General features: G+C 63.6%; 9 protein-coding genes. 7 read left to right on the top strand and 2 right to left on the bottom strand.

The window, feature by feature from the left end:
* Window positions 1-92: 92 nt before the first annotated feature.
* Both Q7P63_08385 and Q7P63_08380 read right to left on the bottom strand, forming a co-directional pair.
* Complete coding sequence (locus Q7P63_08385) at window positions 93-1,976, bottom strand: right-handed parallel beta-helix repeat-containing protein (protein ID MDP0500106.1); 1,884 nt, start codon at window positions 1,974-1,976, stop codon at window positions 93-95.
* A 52-nt stretch (window positions 1,977-2,028) separates the two neighbouring features.
* A complete protein-coding gene (locus tag Q7P63_08380) occupies window positions 2,029-3,087 on the bottom strand; it encodes a LacI family DNA-binding transcriptional regulator (protein ID MDP0500105.1) in 1,059 nt (352 codons plus the stop codon).
* A gap of 162 nt (window positions 3,088-3,249) precedes the next feature.
* On the opposite strand from Q7P63_08380, the gene Q7P63_08375 reads away from it, so the two are divergent.
* From Q7P63_08375 to Q7P63_08345, 7 genes are all read left to right on the top strand, one after another.
* On the top strand, window positions 3,250-4,068 hold the full coding sequence (locus tag Q7P63_08375; protein ID MDP0500104.1) for an HAD-IA family hydrolase: 819 nt from the start codon (window positions 3,250-3,252) through the stop codon (window positions 4,066-4,068).
* A gap of 25 nt (window positions 4,069-4,093) precedes the next feature.
* Window positions 4,094-5,593: an MFS transporter gene (locus tag Q7P63_08370; GenBank protein MDP0500103.1), complete on the top strand. Its 1,500-nt coding sequence runs from the start codon at window positions 4,094-4,096 to the stop codon at window positions 5,591-5,593.
* A 13-nt stretch (window positions 5,594-5,606) separates the two neighbouring features.
* Window positions 5,607-7,919 (top strand): glycosyl hydrolase family 65 protein, encoded by a 2,313-nt coding sequence (locus Q7P63_08365; GenBank protein ID MDP0500102.1) that lies wholly within the window; start codon window positions 5,607-5,609, stop codon window positions 7,917-7,919.
* Between the two features lie 60 nt (window positions 7,920-7,979).
* The gene (locus Q7P63_08360) at window positions 7,980-11,438 is read left to right on the top strand and encodes a TonB-dependent receptor plug domain-containing protein (protein MDP0500101.1); all 3,459 of its coding nucleotides are present in this window, start codon (window positions 7,980-7,982) and stop codon (window positions 11,436-11,438) included.
* Window positions 11,439-11,504: 66 nt separating this feature from the next.
* Entirely contained in the window at window positions 11,505-12,881 is a 1,377-nt protein-coding gene (locus Q7P63_08355) for a sulfatase-like hydrolase/transferase (protein ID MDP0500100.1), read from the top strand.
* Between the two features lie 22 nt (window positions 12,882-12,903).
* Entirely contained in the window at window positions 12,904-14,403 is a 1,500-nt protein-coding gene (locus Q7P63_08350; protein ID MDP0500099.1) for a sulfatase, read from the top strand.
* Window positions 14,393-16,423 (top strand): VCBS repeat-containing protein, encoded by a 2,031-nt coding sequence (locus tag Q7P63_08345; protein ID MDP0500098.1) that lies wholly within the window; start codon window positions 14,393-14,395, stop codon window positions 16,421-16,423. The genes Q7P63_08350 and Q7P63_08345 overlap by 11 nt, the downstream gene beginning before the upstream one ends.
* The last annotated feature ends 94 nt before the right edge of the window (window positions 16,424-16,517 follow it).

Below are 16,517 nucleotides of genomic sequence, written 5' to 3'. Positions count from 1 at the left end.
GGACATACAAAGGGCGATTCCGTAGTTACGAAATCGCCCTCAAGTGAGTTGCGGCCCAGTTGCAGGGCACTTAATACACAGCGTTTACTTGCCTAGTTGCCGCTGATGTCGAGGTTGTTGAGCGCCTTGAAGTTCTTTTGCTTGGGCCCGGAAACCTCTCCGTCGACAGTGTTGTCGGTCACGATGATGTTGGCGCCGGGTTTGGAGGGCATTTCGACCGAGATCGAAGCGTCCCAGCCGATCACGGCGTTGTCTTCCACCAGGCCGAAGAATTCGCCTTGCGGCTGGAGCGAGATGGCCGGCAGACCGCGCTTGGCCTCTTTGGCTTTCGTGATCTGGTCTTCGGCCCCTTCGCGCACGGGGGCATCTTCTTCGGTGAAGAGGAGGTAGGGCACGGAGGTTTGCTCGGCTTCCTGTTCGGCGGTGCTGGCGGCTGCCAATGCGGCCTGTTTGTGGATCGTGTTACCGCGAATAATGGCCTTCTCCACCTCGCCGCGCACGCTGATGGCCAGGTCGTCGAAGCCCAGACGCGAGACGAACTCGTTGTTCAACACGGAGACGCTGCCGGCGCCAAACTTGTCGACCCGCCCGTTGATGAACTTGTTGTCGCTGATGGTGATGTCGCGGCTGGCCTGGATCGTCAGCGGCGTAGACCGCCCGGAGAGCTCGTTGACGAAGAGGTTGCTGCTGATGTGCACCGTGCCTGCGCCGTAGGGGTCTTGCTCGCTGTAGGGCCCGTGGTGGAGGCGGACAAACGGCCCGAGGTATTTGCCGGCCTGATCCCACCAGCTCCATTCGGGCGACCAGTCTTCATGGCGCACGAGGATGAGGTTGCCGGTAATGAGCAGCTTCTCGCCCCAATACATCGAGACGATGCCGCCGGCGGTGGAGTTGATCGAAATGTTGTTGGAGAAGACGATGTTCTCGCCGCCTTCGGTGCCGTAGGCGTAGTCGGAGATGAAGCGCGCGATGTTGTTGTCGATCACCACCTGGCGGGCCTTGTTGCCCCACGCGAGGGTGTTGCCGTATTCCGCGTAGTTGTTTTGCACAATCACGTCGAAGGCGCCGGAAGTGTGGCGATTGTAGGCGGGGTCGTCGTGCTTGATGTCGCGGTAGACGACGCGCGAGGTGCCTTGCGGGACTTCCTTGGGCTTGCGGTTCGGGTCGGGAGAGCCGCCAAACCACACGACCTGATACTTGACGTCGCGCGACCAGTTGTCGTGGTGGCGCAGGGTTTCGCCGCCTTCCTGGAACATCGTCATCGCATTGCCGCTGACCATGTGATTGCCGCGCACCGTCACATTCGCGCAGTGGATCGCCTCGATCATGGCGTGCAGGCGGGAGGCTCCAGAGTCCTCCAGAATGATGTCGCGGCTGCTTTTCGCCAGGATGATGCGCTGCGCGTTGTAATATTTGATGTGGCTGTAATTCGCCTTCGGGTCCGTCCCGTCCATATTCAGCAGGCGACCGCGGCGGGCACGCTTTTCCAGCGGCACGAGGCCGCGTTCATCGCTGTTGACCACTTCGAACTGGCTGACGGTGAGGGACTCGACGTCTTCGGCATACACGAGATTGTGCACGGGCGTCTCTTCCATACCGGCGCCGTTCCAGGCAAAGTCGTAGTGCAGGCCTTCGAACTGGACGTTGTCGCCCGTGACGACGAAGAGGTTCTTCTCCGTGATCTTCTCCGGGTTTACGACGATCTCGGCTTCGGGGGAGAATTCGAGTTTACGGTCGGCCGGGACTTCGACGGTGCCGAGCAGGTAGCTGCCATCGGGGAAGTAGAGCGACGAGGGGCCGTCGCGCAGCAGCGCCTGCAGCGCTTCGGTATTGTCGCTGGTGCCATCGCCGCTGAGGCCCAGCTTGGTCACGTCTTCGCCCGCTGCAACGAGCGACACAAAGGCAAAGGTGGCCAGCAAGGGGGCAAAAAGGCGGGGGTGGTGCCGCCGGGGTGGAGGGTTACTGAAGGGATGCATAGGGGTAGGGGATAGGGGCAGGGCTGCAGGCGTGTGATCTACGGGTGCAGCCTCAGCCGGGCTTGACGGGAGGCGTGGTTTTTCCATCGATCCAGGTGCCTCGGACCTGGGTGACAAAGGGGACTTTGGGGACGCCGGTCTGGTTGCGCTGCAGGGCCGACACGGTCATGTCGACGGCGGCCATCCCGAGCATCTCCGAGTTCTGGACGATGCCGCTCACGTTGCGGTGCTGAGGAGCGTCAGGGTAAAGGTCGAGGTCGGCATACGCCACATCGCGTCCGATCTCGATCCCGGTTTGCCGGAAGAACTCGGGCATGTTGTGGCCGGCGCTCAAGATGGCATCGATCCGGTTGTGTGCGATCCAGTCGCGCACCGCTTCGGCCGAAAGCTTGGACCGGATCAGGGGCTCGAAACGTTCGATTGGGTGGTTGGTGCGAAAGACGCGGTAGCCGGCTTGCCAACGCTGGTTTACGGTCAAGTCCATGTGCTCGTGCAGGCATAGGCCGATCCGCCGGTAGCCCAGCTCCATCAGCCGGTTCATGGCGGTCAGCATCGAGGCGTAGTGGTCGTGCACCACGCGGTTGAGCTCCGGCGACGTGAGCGGGTCGCCAATGGTGACGGCGCAGAAGCGGGCCCAGTCGAGCTCCATCCGCACATCGCGGTTCGTGCCGGTGAGCACGCGCAGCACGGGCGGGATGATGACGCCCTTGATGCCGCGGTTCCAGAGGATGTCGCTCAAGCGCTGCGGCTTCATTCTGGGCTGCTCGAGCCAATATTCCTCGACGTAATAGCCGTAGGTCTTGGCCCGCTTGCAGGCGCCCTCCCAATAGGCGGACTCGGTTGGCGATTCGCGCCAGAGGCCCGGGGCTGCGCCGGTGGTGATGCAGGCCAGCGGCAGGCCGCGCTCGTCGATGTTGGTCTTGCGTACGGCGGCCAGCAGCCGGGAGATTTCCGGGTTGGCCTGGTAGCCTTGCTCTGCGGCCACGCGCTTGATCCGCTCGCGGGTGGCGAGCGGGATGCGGGGGTGGTCACGGAGTGCGAGGGATACGGTCATTTTGGAGACGCCGGTGATTTCGGCAATGGTTCGTAGGCTGGGGCGGTTTGTCATCATCGGAGTTGGGTTTACATAAAGCAGTTTACATAAACTGAGGGTGAAGTGTGCTTCTGCCAAGATTTATTCCTCAATGGAGACATCAGCCCCGCTACTCCGCCTGAGCCTTTGACTGGCAAGCCCCCGGAGATCCCCTTTCACCCCCTTTGTGCCTGTTTCCCCATGGCCCATTCGTCTTTTTCTGCTGCCGACGCAGCGCCTGATTCCATTTCTCCACCTGCTTTCGACGCGGTCGTTTTCGACATGGACGGCGTGTTGACGCAGACTGCCGAAGTCCACGCCCAAGCCTGGCAACGCCTTTTCGACGCGTTCTTTGCCCATTGGAACGCGCAGCATCCGCAGGAGCCGAAAGTCTTCGATGCCGCGCACGATTACCTGGCCTACATCGACGGTCGCCCGCGCTTCGAAGCCATCCGCCATTACCTCGCCCACCAAGGCATCGAGCTGCCGCAAGGCTCGCTGGACGACGCCCCGGGCTTTGCGACGGTAGGGGCGCTCGGCAACCTGAAGAACGCCTATTTCTTCGAAATCATCGAGACCGACGGCGTGGCGCTTTACGAATCCACGCTCGACCTGATCGGCGAGCTGCCCGCGCAGGGGATTCAGATCGCCCTCGTCACCTCCAGCCGCAACGCGCAGGTGGTGCTGGCCAAGACGGGCCTCGGCGAGCTCTTCGAAGTCGTGATCGACGGCCTGGTCGCCGCCGAGCGCGGGCTGCCCGGCAAACCCGCCCCCGACACCTTCCTCGCCGCGTGTGCCGAGCTGGGCGTCGAAGCGACGCGGGCCGTGCTGGTCGAAGATGCCGTTTCGGGCGTCCAGGCCGGCGCACGAGGCGGCTTTGCCCTCGTGGTGGGGCTGGCCCGCAGCGACAACGCCCAAGCCCTTCGCGAGAACGGGGCCGACATCGTCTTCAGCGACTTCGCGGAGACAAATCTGGAGGAACTTGCGCAGCTGGTTCACTCCAAGCGTGCCGCGTCCTGAATCATCGGTTTCGCTACACCCCATGATGATACGGAAACCTCAACTTTCTTTCTGGCAGCTCTGGAACATGAGCTTTGGCTACGTGGGCATTCAGTTCGGCTTTGCGCTGCAGAACGCCAACGTGAGCCGCATCTTCGAAACCCTCGGGGCCAAGATCGACGAGATCCCGATCCTGTGGATCGCGGGCCCCGTCACCGGCCTGCTGGTGCAGCCCATCATCGGCTACCTCAGCGACAAGACGTGGAACCGGCTCGGGCGTCGCAAGCCCTACTTCCTGATCGGCGCCGTGCTCGCCTCGCTCGGCCTGCTGGTGATGCCGCATTCTCCCTACCTCTGGTTCGCCGCCGGCATGCTCTGGATCCTCGATGCCTCGATCAACATCACGATGGAGCCGATGCGCGCCTTTGTGGGCGACATGCTGCCCAACGAGCAACGCACCGCCGGCTTCGCGATGCAGACGTTCTTTATCGGTGCCAGCTCCGTGCTGGGCTCGCTGATGCCCTACCTGCTCACGAATGTGTTCGGGATGTCCAACACCGCGCCCGAAGGCGTCGTGCCAGACTCGGTAAAATGGGCCTTCATCCTCGGCGGTATCGTCTACTTCCTGGCGGTCATGTGGACCGTCTTCAAGGTGCGGGAATACTCGCCCGAAGAGCTGGAGAGCTTCAATCGGGAGGCGGCCACCCCCGAAGAGCCTGCGGCGGTCATCTCCCTCGACCGCCAGCGCTACGTCGTCACCGGCACGATCTTGATGGTCGTAGGCGTCGCCTTCACGGCCCTGATCAACCTGCTGTCGTGGGACAAGGGGCAGTATATCCTCTCGGTCGGCTCGGTGGCCTACGGCCTCCTGCAGCTGCTCGCCGCCTGGCGCAGCGCCCGGGGAGACCAGCACGGCCTGGTCGAGATCATGCACGACCTGAACAACATGCCGGGGCCCATGCGGCAACTGTCGCTCGCCCAGATGTGCACCTGGTTCGCGCTCTTCGCCTTTTTCATCTATGCGACCTCGGCGGTCACCAGCTACCACTTCGGTAGTAGCGATCCACGTTCCGACGCCTACAACGAGGGCGCGAATTGGGTGGGGGTCCTCATGGCCGTCTGGAACGGGACGGCCGCCGTGGTCGCGTTTCTCCTCCCCGTGCTCGCACGCCGCATTGGCCGCGTCTACACGCACATGATCTGTCTTGTGCTGGGCGGGGTCAGCCTGGCCGCCATGTATCTGGTGCGCGAGCCCTTCCTCCTGATTGGCCTCATGATCGGCTTCGGCATCGCCTGGGCGAGCCTGCTCACGATGCCGTATGCGATCCTCAGCAGCGTGGTCTCCTACCGCAAGATGGGGGTCTACATGGGCATCTTCAACTTCTTCATCGTCATCCCGCAAATCCTGGCCGCAGCGGTGCTCGGCCTGCTGGTGCGGACGCTTTTTCACGGCCACGCCATCTTTGCCCTCGTCCTCGGCGGCGCCTCCATGGTGCTCGCGGCAGCCCTCATGTTGAGGGTGCGCGACGAAGAGCCATTGGCTTGATCCTTCACTTTTTATGGAACACTGGAAAATTAGTACATCCGAGTTGGGCGGAGACGCGGCAGACCTCATGCGCCGCCAGATCCGCTTCCAGATCGCCAATGGCTACATGGGCTATCGCGGCACGCTGGACGAGGATGGGCCGGAGCAACACGTCGGCGTCACCCTGGCCGGGATTTTCGACCGGGTGGGCGAGGCCTGGCGGGAGCCGGTCAACGCGCCCAACGGTGGCTACACAGCCGTGTCGGTCGATGGGGTCGAGCTGACCTTGGCGTCGGGCGATTGCGCCCGGCACGAGCAGGCCCTCGACCTCGCCGCCGCCGTGTTTTCACGCCAATCGGTGTTCCAGGTCAACGGCAAGGGCGTCACCCTCCAGTCGACGCGTTTCCTCAGTGCGGCCAACCCCCACCTCGGGGTCGTGCGTTACACCGTCACCTGCGATGCGGCTGCCTCGCTGCGGATCCGCACGGGGATCGACGGCAACATCTGGGACTTGAACGGCCCGCACCTCCCGGGGCTCGAATTTGCGACCCAAGGCGACGTGCTGCTGGTCCACGGCAAGACGCAGGAACAAGGCATCCCCGTGGCGGTGGCCGAAGCCGTCGTCCACACCCTTGCCGACGGCAAGCAGGAAGTGAGCGAAGGCCGCAACCTGCACACGTGGCAGATCAAGGCCGAAGCCGGCAAAACGTATACTTTCGATAAATTCTTTGCCGTGGCCACCGGCAACGACTCGCTGGAAGCCTCTCCGCGCGAAGCCGTGGTCGAGATGGTCCGCGCAGCGGCGGCAGTGGGCTTCGAACCGTGCCTCGCCGAGCACCGGGCGGAGTGGCAGCGCCGCTGGGAACGGGCCGATGTGGTGATCGAGGGCGACGATGACGCCCAACTCGCCCTGCGCTTCAGCATCCTGCAGCTCCTGATGGCAGCGCCGGTCGAAGGCAGCGCCAACTCGATCCCGGCCCGGGCGCTGTCGGGGCAGGTCTACAAGGGCGCGATCTTCTGGGATACGGAGATGTTCATGTATCCCATGTTTCTCTATACTTGGCCGGAAGCTGCCGCCGAGCTGTTGCGCTACCGTATCCACACACTCGACGGTGCCCGCCGCAAGGCACAGACCGAAGGGCCCGGCTATCGGGGCGCGTTTTACGCCTGGGAGAGCCAGGAGACGGGCGACGACGCCTGCAGCTACTTCAACGTGGGCGATCCCCACACCGGGCGCGAGCTGCGCACCCACTTCCGCGACAAGCAGATCCACGTCAGCGGCGATATTGCCATCGCCATGTGGCAGCACTTCCTCGTCACAGGCGACGACAGCCTGCTGTTGGAAGGCGGGGCCGATGTCATCCTCGAATGTGCCCGCTTCTACTACTCGTATGCTTACTACAAAGCCGACAAGCGCCGCTACGAGTTTCTCGACGTGATCGGGCCCGACGAGTACCACGAGCGCGTCAACAACAACGCCTTTACCAACCGGGTGGCCTACGAGACGCTTCGCATCGCGCTGGAGCTGGTGGAGCACCTGCGCGCCGAGCATCCGGATGCGCTGGAAGCCTTGATCGAGCGCTTGCAGATCGCCGATGAGCTGCCCGCCTATGCCGTGCTGCTGCGCGAGGCCTACGTGCCCGAGCCCGACCCGCAAACCGGGCTCATCGAGCAGTTCGAAGGCTACTTCAAGCTCGACGACGTTTCGATCGAAGAAGTCACCTCGCGCAAGATCCACCCCAACGAATATCTCGGGGCAGGGCAGGGGCTGGCAGTGCCGACCCAGGTGATCAAGCAGGCCGACGTAATCATGATGATGTATCTCTTCCGCGAAAGCTTCGCGCCGGAGATCGTCCAGGCCAATTGGGACTACTACGAGCCCCGCACCGAGCACGGCTCCAGCCTCAGCGCCTGCGCCTACGCGCTGACGGCCACCGAGATCGGTCGGCTGGAGGAGGCCTACCGCTACTTTATCAAGACCGCGTCCATCGACTTGAAGGGCGACTTCAAGCTCTACGCCGGCACCATTTTCATGGGGGGCACACACCCTGCCGCCTGCGGAGGCGCCTGGCTGACAACGGTCTTCGGCTTTGCCGGGGTGGGGCGCCACGAAGGTCGCCTCGCCATCCGCCCCCGTCTTTACCCCCGCTGGACACGCTTGCGCTTTTCACTCGTGTATCAGAAAGATCATTTCACCGTCGACGTTTCGCGTGAGGTGCTGACAGTTCAGGCGGCGGCGACCAACCGGCAAACTCACCAACTTCAACTCGTCGACCGCATCGTCGCCTGCGCCCCGGGCGCCGTCGTGACCGAGTCTCTCTCCCCCAAGGCCAATGACGATGGGTAGGCTGCTGCTGCTTCAGCCTCGTCCCATCCATCGTCACACAAAACTACTCCCGTAACCAACATGAAGACATCTGCTACCCCTAGAGTTCCATCCCAAGCTTTCGACAGTGCTCCCATTTCGCGGTCCGTATTCACGACCCGCAGGCGCAGCGCGCTGGCCCGCTCGCCACGCCTGCTGCTGGCGCTTGCCGCCACCCTCTCCGGCCTCACGGTCAGCGCCCAGGAAGAGGCGGATGAAGACGTGATGTTCACCCTGAGCCCCTTCACGGTCGAAGCTTCGTCCAACATGGGCTACCAGGCCACCTCGTCCCTCGCCGGCACCCGTATCAATTCGGATCTGCGCGACCTCGGGGCCGCCATCTCCGTCGTCACGCCGGAGTTTATCGAAGACACCGCCGTCACCGGCATTGAAGACCTGCTGGTGTATACCACCGGCACCGAAGTGGGCGGCTCGTCCGGTAACTTTACCAACTCCGGCAATACGGCAGGACGCGCCTCGCAGCAGGACAACCGCGAAAACCCCGAAGGCAATACGCGTGTGCGCGGCCTGGTGAGGGCGGAGATCAGCCGCGACTATTTCATCACCGATTTCGGCTTCGACACCTACAACGTCGAGCGGGTCGACATCAGCCGCGGCCCCAACTCGATCCTCTTCGGGGTCGGCAGCCCGGGCGGGGTCATCAACTACTCCAGCAAGACGGCGAACCTCCTGCGCGACCGTTACCGCGTCGCCTTCCGCGTGGATCAGCGCGGGAGCCACCGCGAGACGCTCGACTTCAACCAGATCCTGATCCCCAAGCGCTTCGCCGTCCGCATCAACGCCCTCAACGAGCGCAAGAACTTCGAGCAGGAGCCCGCCTACTCCGACGACCAGCGCCTGGCCGCCGCCCTGACCGGCGTGCTCTACCAAGGCACCAAAAACAAGATGGTCGGCACCACCACGTTCCGCAGCAACCTGGAGTTTGCCGAAGTCCAGACCACGCCGCCCAACGTCATCGCGCCGATCGACACGATCCGCGACTGGTACATGCCGCCGAACGTCGAAGCCATCGAGAACCAGACGGGGATGCAGGCACCCGCCCGCTATACCGACGGCACCTTCGTGCCGCAGGCAATGCACGACCAGTTTGGCGCCGGCGGCCCCTTCCTGGGCAGCGAGGCACAGCGCCTCCCGTGGTTCATCACCGTGGGCCAGATCTACACCAATTCGTCGGGCGGCGCAGGCCCCTCAGTCGGCTTTACCAACCCCCAATACGCCGACCTGCAGGCGGTCGAGGGGCGCGTCCAAGGCTCGTTCGACTGGTTGATGCAGTCCAGCCTCGTGGATGAGCCCTGGACGACCGGCTTCACCGCGCCCACCTTCCAGAATACCCACATCTACGACTTTGTGGACACGCTGCTTTCGGGCCGCATGGAAGAGCGTCAGGACAGCTTCCAGAACCAGACCTTTACGCTCGAGCAGCTCTTCTGGAAAAACCGTTTCGGGGTCGAGCTGGCCTACAACAAGCAAGAGCTGGATCGGCGCAACCAGTTTACCTTCGGCGGCGGGGAGTCGTTTGGCATCGTCGACGGCCGCGCCTTCGACGTGAAAGTCGACAACAACCTGTGGCTGGGCAACGGCCAGCCCAACCCTAATGCAGGCCGCCCGCTGCTCGTCTCCCGCGTCTGGGGCAACCATGCCGAGATCGAGATGTATCGCGAGACCAAGCGCGCCACGGCGTTCCTGGAGCTGGACTTCAAGGAGCTGATCGACGACGGCTGGGCTTCGAACTGGCTCGGCCGCCACGTGTTCTCCGGGCTGGTCGAAGAAGCTTCGCGCTACGAGCGGCGCGAAGGCTACGCGATGGCAGTCAGCTCCGACGAGATCGACATGGAAGACGCGCTCTCCGGCCTGAAGAACAACTTCCGCCGTCAGCTGCACGCCGCCTTTTATGTCGGGCCCGATCTGCGCCAGTTCCCCACCTACGAAGACGTGCAATTCGGCGGCTACATCGACGTGCCGCTGCCGAAGCATGGGGACGAGTTCGTCACCTTTGTGCGCGACCCCAATACCGGGACGGTGCGTCAGGTCACGGCCTATGCGGACGAGTTTCTGAAGCAGGGCAGCGCCAACGAGCGGATCATCGACACCAAGGCGATCACCTGGCAAGGCTACCTGGTGAAGGACTTGATCGTCGGCATGTATGGCATCCGGCAAGACCGCGTCCGCGATACGCTGAGCCTGCCCAACCGCCGCCTCGACGATGGCGCGCTCGACCCCATTTCGCTCCAGTTGCAGGACGAGCCCAACCTCGACATCGAGGGCGAGACCACCAGTTGGAGCGTGGTGGCACACTACCCCGACCTGTGGCTGCCCGACCTGCCCCTGCGCTCGGAGTTGAGCCTCTTCTACTCCAAGTCGGAGAACTTTACGCCGGTCGGCTTCCGTCAAGACGTCTACCTCAACCCGCTGAGCCCGCCCTCGGGCCAGACGGAAGAAAAGGGCTTCCTCATTTCCATGCTGGACCGCCGCTTCAGCCTGCGCGTCAACTGGTATGAGACCGAGAACACCGCCATCGCCCTCGATACCAACCTCGACAACCAGGCCGTATCACCTGTCGTGGGCTGGGTGAGCCGCCTGCTCGAAGCCCAGCGCCTGGGCGTGCCCTTCGGCTACGATTACACGGGCCGCGAAACCGGTTTGGCCGAGCATCACAGCTCTTACGACGAGGTGATCGACACCCTCATCAACATGGTGCCCGAGCCGCTCAAGACGGAGAGCAACATCCGCATCGTCGAAAACGCGGTGGGCGACCGCGCGGTGGAGGCAGAGCCCGTCCAGGGCCTCGTCTCCAGCTCCGACCTCATCGCCAAAGGGGTCGAAATCGAGCTGACGGCCAACGTCACCGACAACTGGCGCCTCGCCCTCAACATCGCCAAGCAGGAGACGATCCGCTCCGGCTCCGGCTCCGAACTCGGCGAATACTACGGCCAGATCCGCCAGTCGCTGGTCGACGCCCGCCTGTGGGACGAGGAAGTCTTCGACGAGCCCAACGTGGCCAGCAACGTCACCTACAAGCAGCGCTTCACCCGTGACGTGCTGAACCCGCTGGCAGCCATCACTGCACGCGACGGCGCCGTGAGCCAGGAGCAGCGCAAGTGGCGGGTCAACTTCACCACTGGCTACACCTTCGACAAGGACAGCTTGTTCAAGGGTGTCGGCATTGGCGGCTCCATCCGCTGGCAAGACAAGGCCGCAGTCGGCTACCCGATCAACCTGGTCGAAAGCGAAGGCGACATCCTGCAGGTGCCCGACCTCGACAACCCCTTCTACGCTTCGTCGCAGTGGAATGGAGACGTCTTCATCCGCTACGAGCGCAAGATCTGGGGAGATGTCCGCTGGACGGTCCAGCTCAATGCCCGTAACCTCGTCGGCAGTAACGATATTACGCCCGAAGTCATCAACCCCGACGGCAGCTGGGCGGTGGTGCGCGCCCCGGTCGAGCGCACCTTCTTCCTCACCAATTCGTTTGCATTCTAATTCGCCCTGGGCGCGGCAGGGAGCCATGGTTTTGCCCTGCCGCGCTTCTTCTTTTCCGCTATCCCCATGCTCCACTTCCCCAGAACTCTCCGGCTCGCGGTGTCGGCGGGCCTCGTGTTGGCCACCAGCCTGCAAGCCCAGCCCACAGAGCCCAAGCCAACGCCCAACATCCTCGTCATCGTGGCCGACGACCTCGGCTACGCCGACCTTGGGATCACCGGCGCCAAAGACATCCAGACGCCTCATATCGACTCGCTGGCGCAAAATGGGGTGTCGTTTTCCGACGCCTACATCACCGCACCCGTCTGCCTGCCCAGCCGCATGGGCATTGTCACAGGCCGCTATCAGGAAGCCTTTGGGGTGCAGACGCTGGGAGGCCCCGGCCATCCGCCCGGCATCGGCCTCCCGACTTCAGAGCGCAGCCTCGGCGATTACCTCCAGCGCGAAGGCTACTCGGTCGGCCTCATCGGCAAGTGGCACATGGGGTGGGACGATGAATTTTACCCGACCAACCGTGGCTTCGATTACTTTTACGGCTTCCTGGGCGGAGGTACCTCCTACCTGCCCGGCACGGAAGGCCCCCTGTTTCGCAACGATCAGGAGGAGCCCAAGGAGAGCTACCTGACGGATGCCTTCGGCTCCGACGCGGTCGAGTTTGTGCGCCGCGAGCAAGACGGCCCGTGGTGCCTGATGCTGTGCTTCAACGCCGTGCACGTGCCGATGGAAGCGACGGAGGAATACCTGCAACGCTACGCCCATATCGAAGACATTGGCCGCCGCTATTACGCCGCCATGACGGCCTCGATGGACGACAACGTGGGCCGCGTGCTGCAGGCACTCAAAGAGACGGGCCAGTTCGACGACACCCTCGTCTTCTTCTTCAGCGACAACGGCGGCGCCCCGCAAAACCACAGCGACAACGCACCCCTGCGCGGCGGCAAATACGTGCTCTACGAAGGCGGCATCCGCACCCCCTTCCTCGTCCAGTGGCCCAATGGCTTCAAGCAAACCGGCACAACCCTCAAGGAGCCGGTGATCGCGGTCGACGTGGTGCCGACCGTGCTGGGCCTGCTCGAGGGTGTCGAGCCCGAGGCGGAGCTGCACGGGGTCGACCTGATGCCGCTCTTGCGCGACGGCCAGCCGTTGCCCGATCGAGCGCTCTACTGGCGCTACGGCCCCTACATGTCTGCCATCCGCAAGGGAGACTGGAAGCTGATCCGCAACGGGGTGGGGGATAACAAGGACCCGGCCTGGGAACTCTACAACCTGCGCAAGGACCCGGCTGAAGCGCACAACCTGGCGGCCAAAAAACCCAAGCTGCTGCGCGAGTTGAAGCGCGAGTTCAAGGCGTGGGACGCCGAGCTGCCGCCCCCGCTGTTTGTCGACCGCCGTCTGCAGCAAGGTATCATCTGGTGGAACGACGTAGCGCTCCCGGCCGACTAAACCCCAACCGATCCCGCTTTTCATGATTCTCCAACGATTCAAGCTTTCGACCGGCACCCTCGCCTTATGCCTGCTCTGGAGCGCCGGTGGGCTACGCGCCGAGACTGCGCCGGAGCGGCCCAACATCCTCTTTATCGTCACCGACGATATGCGCCCGGAGATCGGGAGCTATGGGAGCGAGCTGGCCGTGACACCTCACCTCGACGCCTTGAGCGAAAGCTCGGTGATCTTCAGCCGTGCCTACGCCCAGCAGGCGGTCTGCAACCCCTCGCGCACCTCGTTTTTGACGGGCTTGCGCCCGGACACCGTCCGCGTGTGGGATCTCGACGGGCGCTTCCGCGAAGTCCACGAAGACATCGTGAGCCTGCCGGAATACCTGAAGCAGAACGGCTACTACACGCGCGCCATCGGCAAGATCTTCCACAACGAAACGGCCAAGAAGCCCAACCGCGCGCCCATGGCCGATCCGCAATCGTGGTCGGCACCATCCTCGTTCATCAACGGGGCGCACTGGCAAGACTCGGTCGTGCCGGGAGATCCCTTCGGGCCGGAGGCCAAGGGGGGAGCCTACGAGCACTACGACGTGCCCGACGAAGCCTACTTCGACGGCCAAATCGCAGCCGTTGCCTGTGCGGCCTTGAAGGATCGCGCCGAAGTCACCGAACCCTTCTTCCTCGCCGTCGGCTTCTGGAAGCCGCACCTGCCGTTCAACGTCCCGCAACGCTATTGGGACCTCTACGACCGGGCAGACTTCGACCGCGTGCCCTCGACCGATTTCCCGGAAAACGTCCCCGAAGTGGCGCGTCATCGCTGGACGGAGCTGCGCAGCTATGGCGGCATGCCCAAACAGGGGCCCTTGAGTCACGATGAAGTCCTGGCGCTGCGGCACGGCTACTTTGCCTGCATCAGCTTCGTCGATGCCCAGGTTGGCAAAGTGCTTGCCCAGCTCAAGGCCACCGGGCTGGACGACAACACCATTGTCATCTTCTTCAGCGACCACGGCTTTCACCTCGGCGAGCACGAGCTGTGGGGCAAAACGACCAACTACGAGCTGGATGCCCGCGTGCCCTTGATCGTGCACCTGCCCGAGCGCTACCAGGGCAAAAGCGGCCAGGCCGATGGGCTGGTGGAGCTGATCGACCTCTTCCCCAGCATCTGCGAAATGGCCGGGCTGCCGGCGCCCGCCGCGTTGGAAGGCAAGAGCTTCGTGCCGCTGCTCAACGACCCGAGCCTGCCGGGCAAGACCTACGTCCTCAGCCAGCATCCCCAGCCGTTTTACAGCCGCAACTGGCAGGCGATGGGCTATGCGCTGCGCACCGAACAGTATCGCTACGTGGAGTGGAGGGACTGTGAGAGCGGCGAGCTGATCGGCCGCGAACTCTACGACCACCGCACCGACCCGGCCGAGACCGATAACCTTATCGACCGGCCCGACTATCGCGAGACCGTGCACTCCATGGAAACGCTCGCCAAGGATGCCTATCATTTCAACCCCGACCAACTCGTCCGCTATGGAGACTGATCTTTCCCGCCCCCGCCGTGCAGCCCGTGCGCTGCTGGCCCTCGCCCTGGCCGCAACGACCACCGCGCAGGCGGCTGATTTCGAGCGCATCGGCTATCACAACCCCGGCATGCTCGTCGACCTGGGGGTCGGCCTCTGGGCCTGGCCGCTGCCGATGGACTATGACGGAGACGGCCTGATCGACATGGTTGTGGCCTGCACCGACAAGCCTTCCAACGGCATCTACTATTTCCGCAATTCCGGCACCCTAGATCCGCAGACGGGTTTGCCTGTGTTCGAGGCCGCCGAGCGTCTGGGCAAAGCGGTCGGCAATCCCCAGATCTCTTACGTCGACGGGCAGCCGCTGGTCACCAGCCCCAACACCGTCTACCCCGATTTCAAGGAGACGGGTTTTGAGCAAGGCGTTACCATGCCAGCGCCCGAGCAGGTCTTCACCCAGGGAGGGGAAAAAGCCTCGCCGTTTCGCATCCGCGCCAACCACTGGCGCTATGTCGACTTCGAGGGCGATGGCGCGCAGGACCTCGTCGTCGGCATCGGCTTCTGGGGCGATTATGGCTGGGACAATGCCTACAACGCTCAAGGCGAGTGGACCCACGGCCCGCTGCGCGGGTATGTCTACCTGTTACGCAACGAAGGTACGACCGAGCAGCCGCGCTATGCCGAGCCCGTCCGCCTTCAGGCGGGTGGGGCAGACGTCGACGTTTACGGCAACCCCAACCCCTCGTTTGCGGATTTTGACGGCGATGGCGACCTCGACCTGATCTGCGGCGAATTCCGCGACAGCTTTACTTATTTCGAAAACGTCGGCACCCGTGAATCGCCCCGCTATGCTGCCGGCAAGAAACTGCAGGCCAATGGCAAAGACCTCCATATGGACCTCTGCATGATCAACCCGGTGGCGGTCGACTTCAACGGCGACGGCTGGCCCGATCTGGTGGTGGGCGACGAAGACGGCCGGGTGGCTCTGGTCGAGCACACCGGCACGATGCAAGACGGGTTGCCGCTCTTCAAGGCCCCGCGCTACTTCCGCCAGTTTGCGGACGAAGTGAAATTCGGCGCGCTGTCCTCACCCGTGAGTGTCGACTGGGACGGCGACGGCCTGCCCGACATCCTGACCGGCAACACGGCGGGCTACATCGGCTTTATCAAGAACATGGGCGGCAACCCGCCGCGCTGGGCCCCGCCGGTCCACTTGACAGCCGGGGGTAAGGAAATCCGGGAGATGGCAGGGCCCAACGGTTCCATCCAGGGGCCGGCCGAGGCGAAGTGGGGCTACTCCAATCTCAGCGTCGGCGATTGGGACGGCGACGGCCTGCTCGACATCCTCGAAAACGGCATCTGGGGCTACGTCACGCTCTACCGCAACGTCGGCAGCGCCGCCGAACCCGCGCTGGCGCCGGGCGAGCGCCTGACCGTCGAGTGGCCGGGCAAGCCGCAGAAGCCCGCCTGGAACTGGTGGACGCCCGAGGGCGACGAGCTCGTCGTGCAATGGCGCTCCACCCCCGCGATGGTCGACCTGAACGAGGACGGCCTGATGGACCTCGTGACGCTGGACGCGGAAGGCTACCTCGCCCTCTACGAGCGCTTCAAGGCCGAGGATGGCACCTTGAAGCTGCACCCACCCCGCCGCGTCTTCCAGATGGCCAACGTCAGCGAATTCGACAGCAGCGGCTTGCCGATCAAGGCCGAAGGCGAGCGCGTCGCCGGGCCGTTGATCATGAATTCCGGCATCGGCGGGCGCAGCGGTCGCCGCACGTTCTGCTTTGTCGATTGGGACCAGGACGGCGTGCGCGACATCCTGATGAACAGCCAGCCCAACGTCAGCCTGCTCAAGGGGCTGGGCCAGAAAGACGGCCAGTGGCACTTCCGCTACGAAGGGCCCTTGAGCGAGCAAGTCCTCGCCGGCCACTCCACCACGCCGACGATTGTCGACTGGGACGAAGATGGCGTGCCCGACCTGCTGCTGGGAGCCGAAGACGGCTTCTTCTACTACCTGCGCAACCCCGCTTCAGCGCGTTAGCAGGCCCTCAGGCACCACCTGATTACTCTGTACCCCTTGGCCGGGCCAGCTCACAGGCATTCCTGTGAGTCTGGTTTCGCTCGGCCCAAAAACT

It is taken from the genome of Verrucomicrobiota bacterium JB022, from assembly GCA_030673845.1.
Lineage (GTDB): Bacteria > Verrucomicrobiota > Verrucomicrobiia > Opitutales > Oceanipulchritudinaceae > WOUP01.
Note: the sequence above shows the minus strand (reverse complement) of the source record. Positions and strands in the feature narration are given on the sequence as shown.

What these genes read in the sequence shown, in the direction of transcription:
- Q7P63_08385 (MDP0500106.1), bottom strand. Translation starts at nt 1,976, where the DNA reads ATGCATCCCTTCAGTAACCCTCCACCCCGGCGGCACCACCCCCGCCTT.
- Q7P63_08380 (MDP0500105.1), bottom strand. Translation starts at nt 3,087, where the DNA reads ATGATGACAAACCGCCCCAGCCTACGAACCATTGCCGAAATCACCGGC.
- Q7P63_08375 (MDP0500104.1), top strand. Translation starts at nt 3,250, where the DNA reads ATGGCCCATTCGTCTTTTTCTGCTGCCGACGCAGCGCCTGATTCCATT.
- Q7P63_08370 (MDP0500103.1), top strand. Translation starts at nt 4,094, where the DNA reads ATGATACGGAAACCTCAACTTTCTTTCTGGCAGCTCTGGAACATGAGC.
- Q7P63_08365 (MDP0500102.1), top strand. Translation starts at nt 5,607, where the DNA reads ATGGAACACTGGAAAATTAGTACATCCGAGTTGGGCGGAGACGCGGCA.
- Q7P63_08360 (MDP0500101.1), top strand. Translation starts at nt 7,980, where the DNA reads ATGAAGACATCTGCTACCCCTAGAGTTCCATCCCAAGCTTTCGACAGT.
- Q7P63_08355 (MDP0500100.1), top strand. Translation starts at nt 11,505, where the DNA reads ATGCTCCACTTCCCCAGAACTCTCCGGCTCGCGGTGTCGGCGGGCCTC.
- Q7P63_08350 (MDP0500099.1), top strand. Translation starts at nt 12,904, where the DNA reads ATGATTCTCCAACGATTCAAGCTTTCGACCGGCACCCTCGCCTTATGC.
- Q7P63_08345 (MDP0500098.1), top strand. Translation starts at nt 14,393, where the DNA reads ATGGAGACTGATCTTTCCCGCCCCCGCCGTGCAGCCCGTGCGCTGCTG.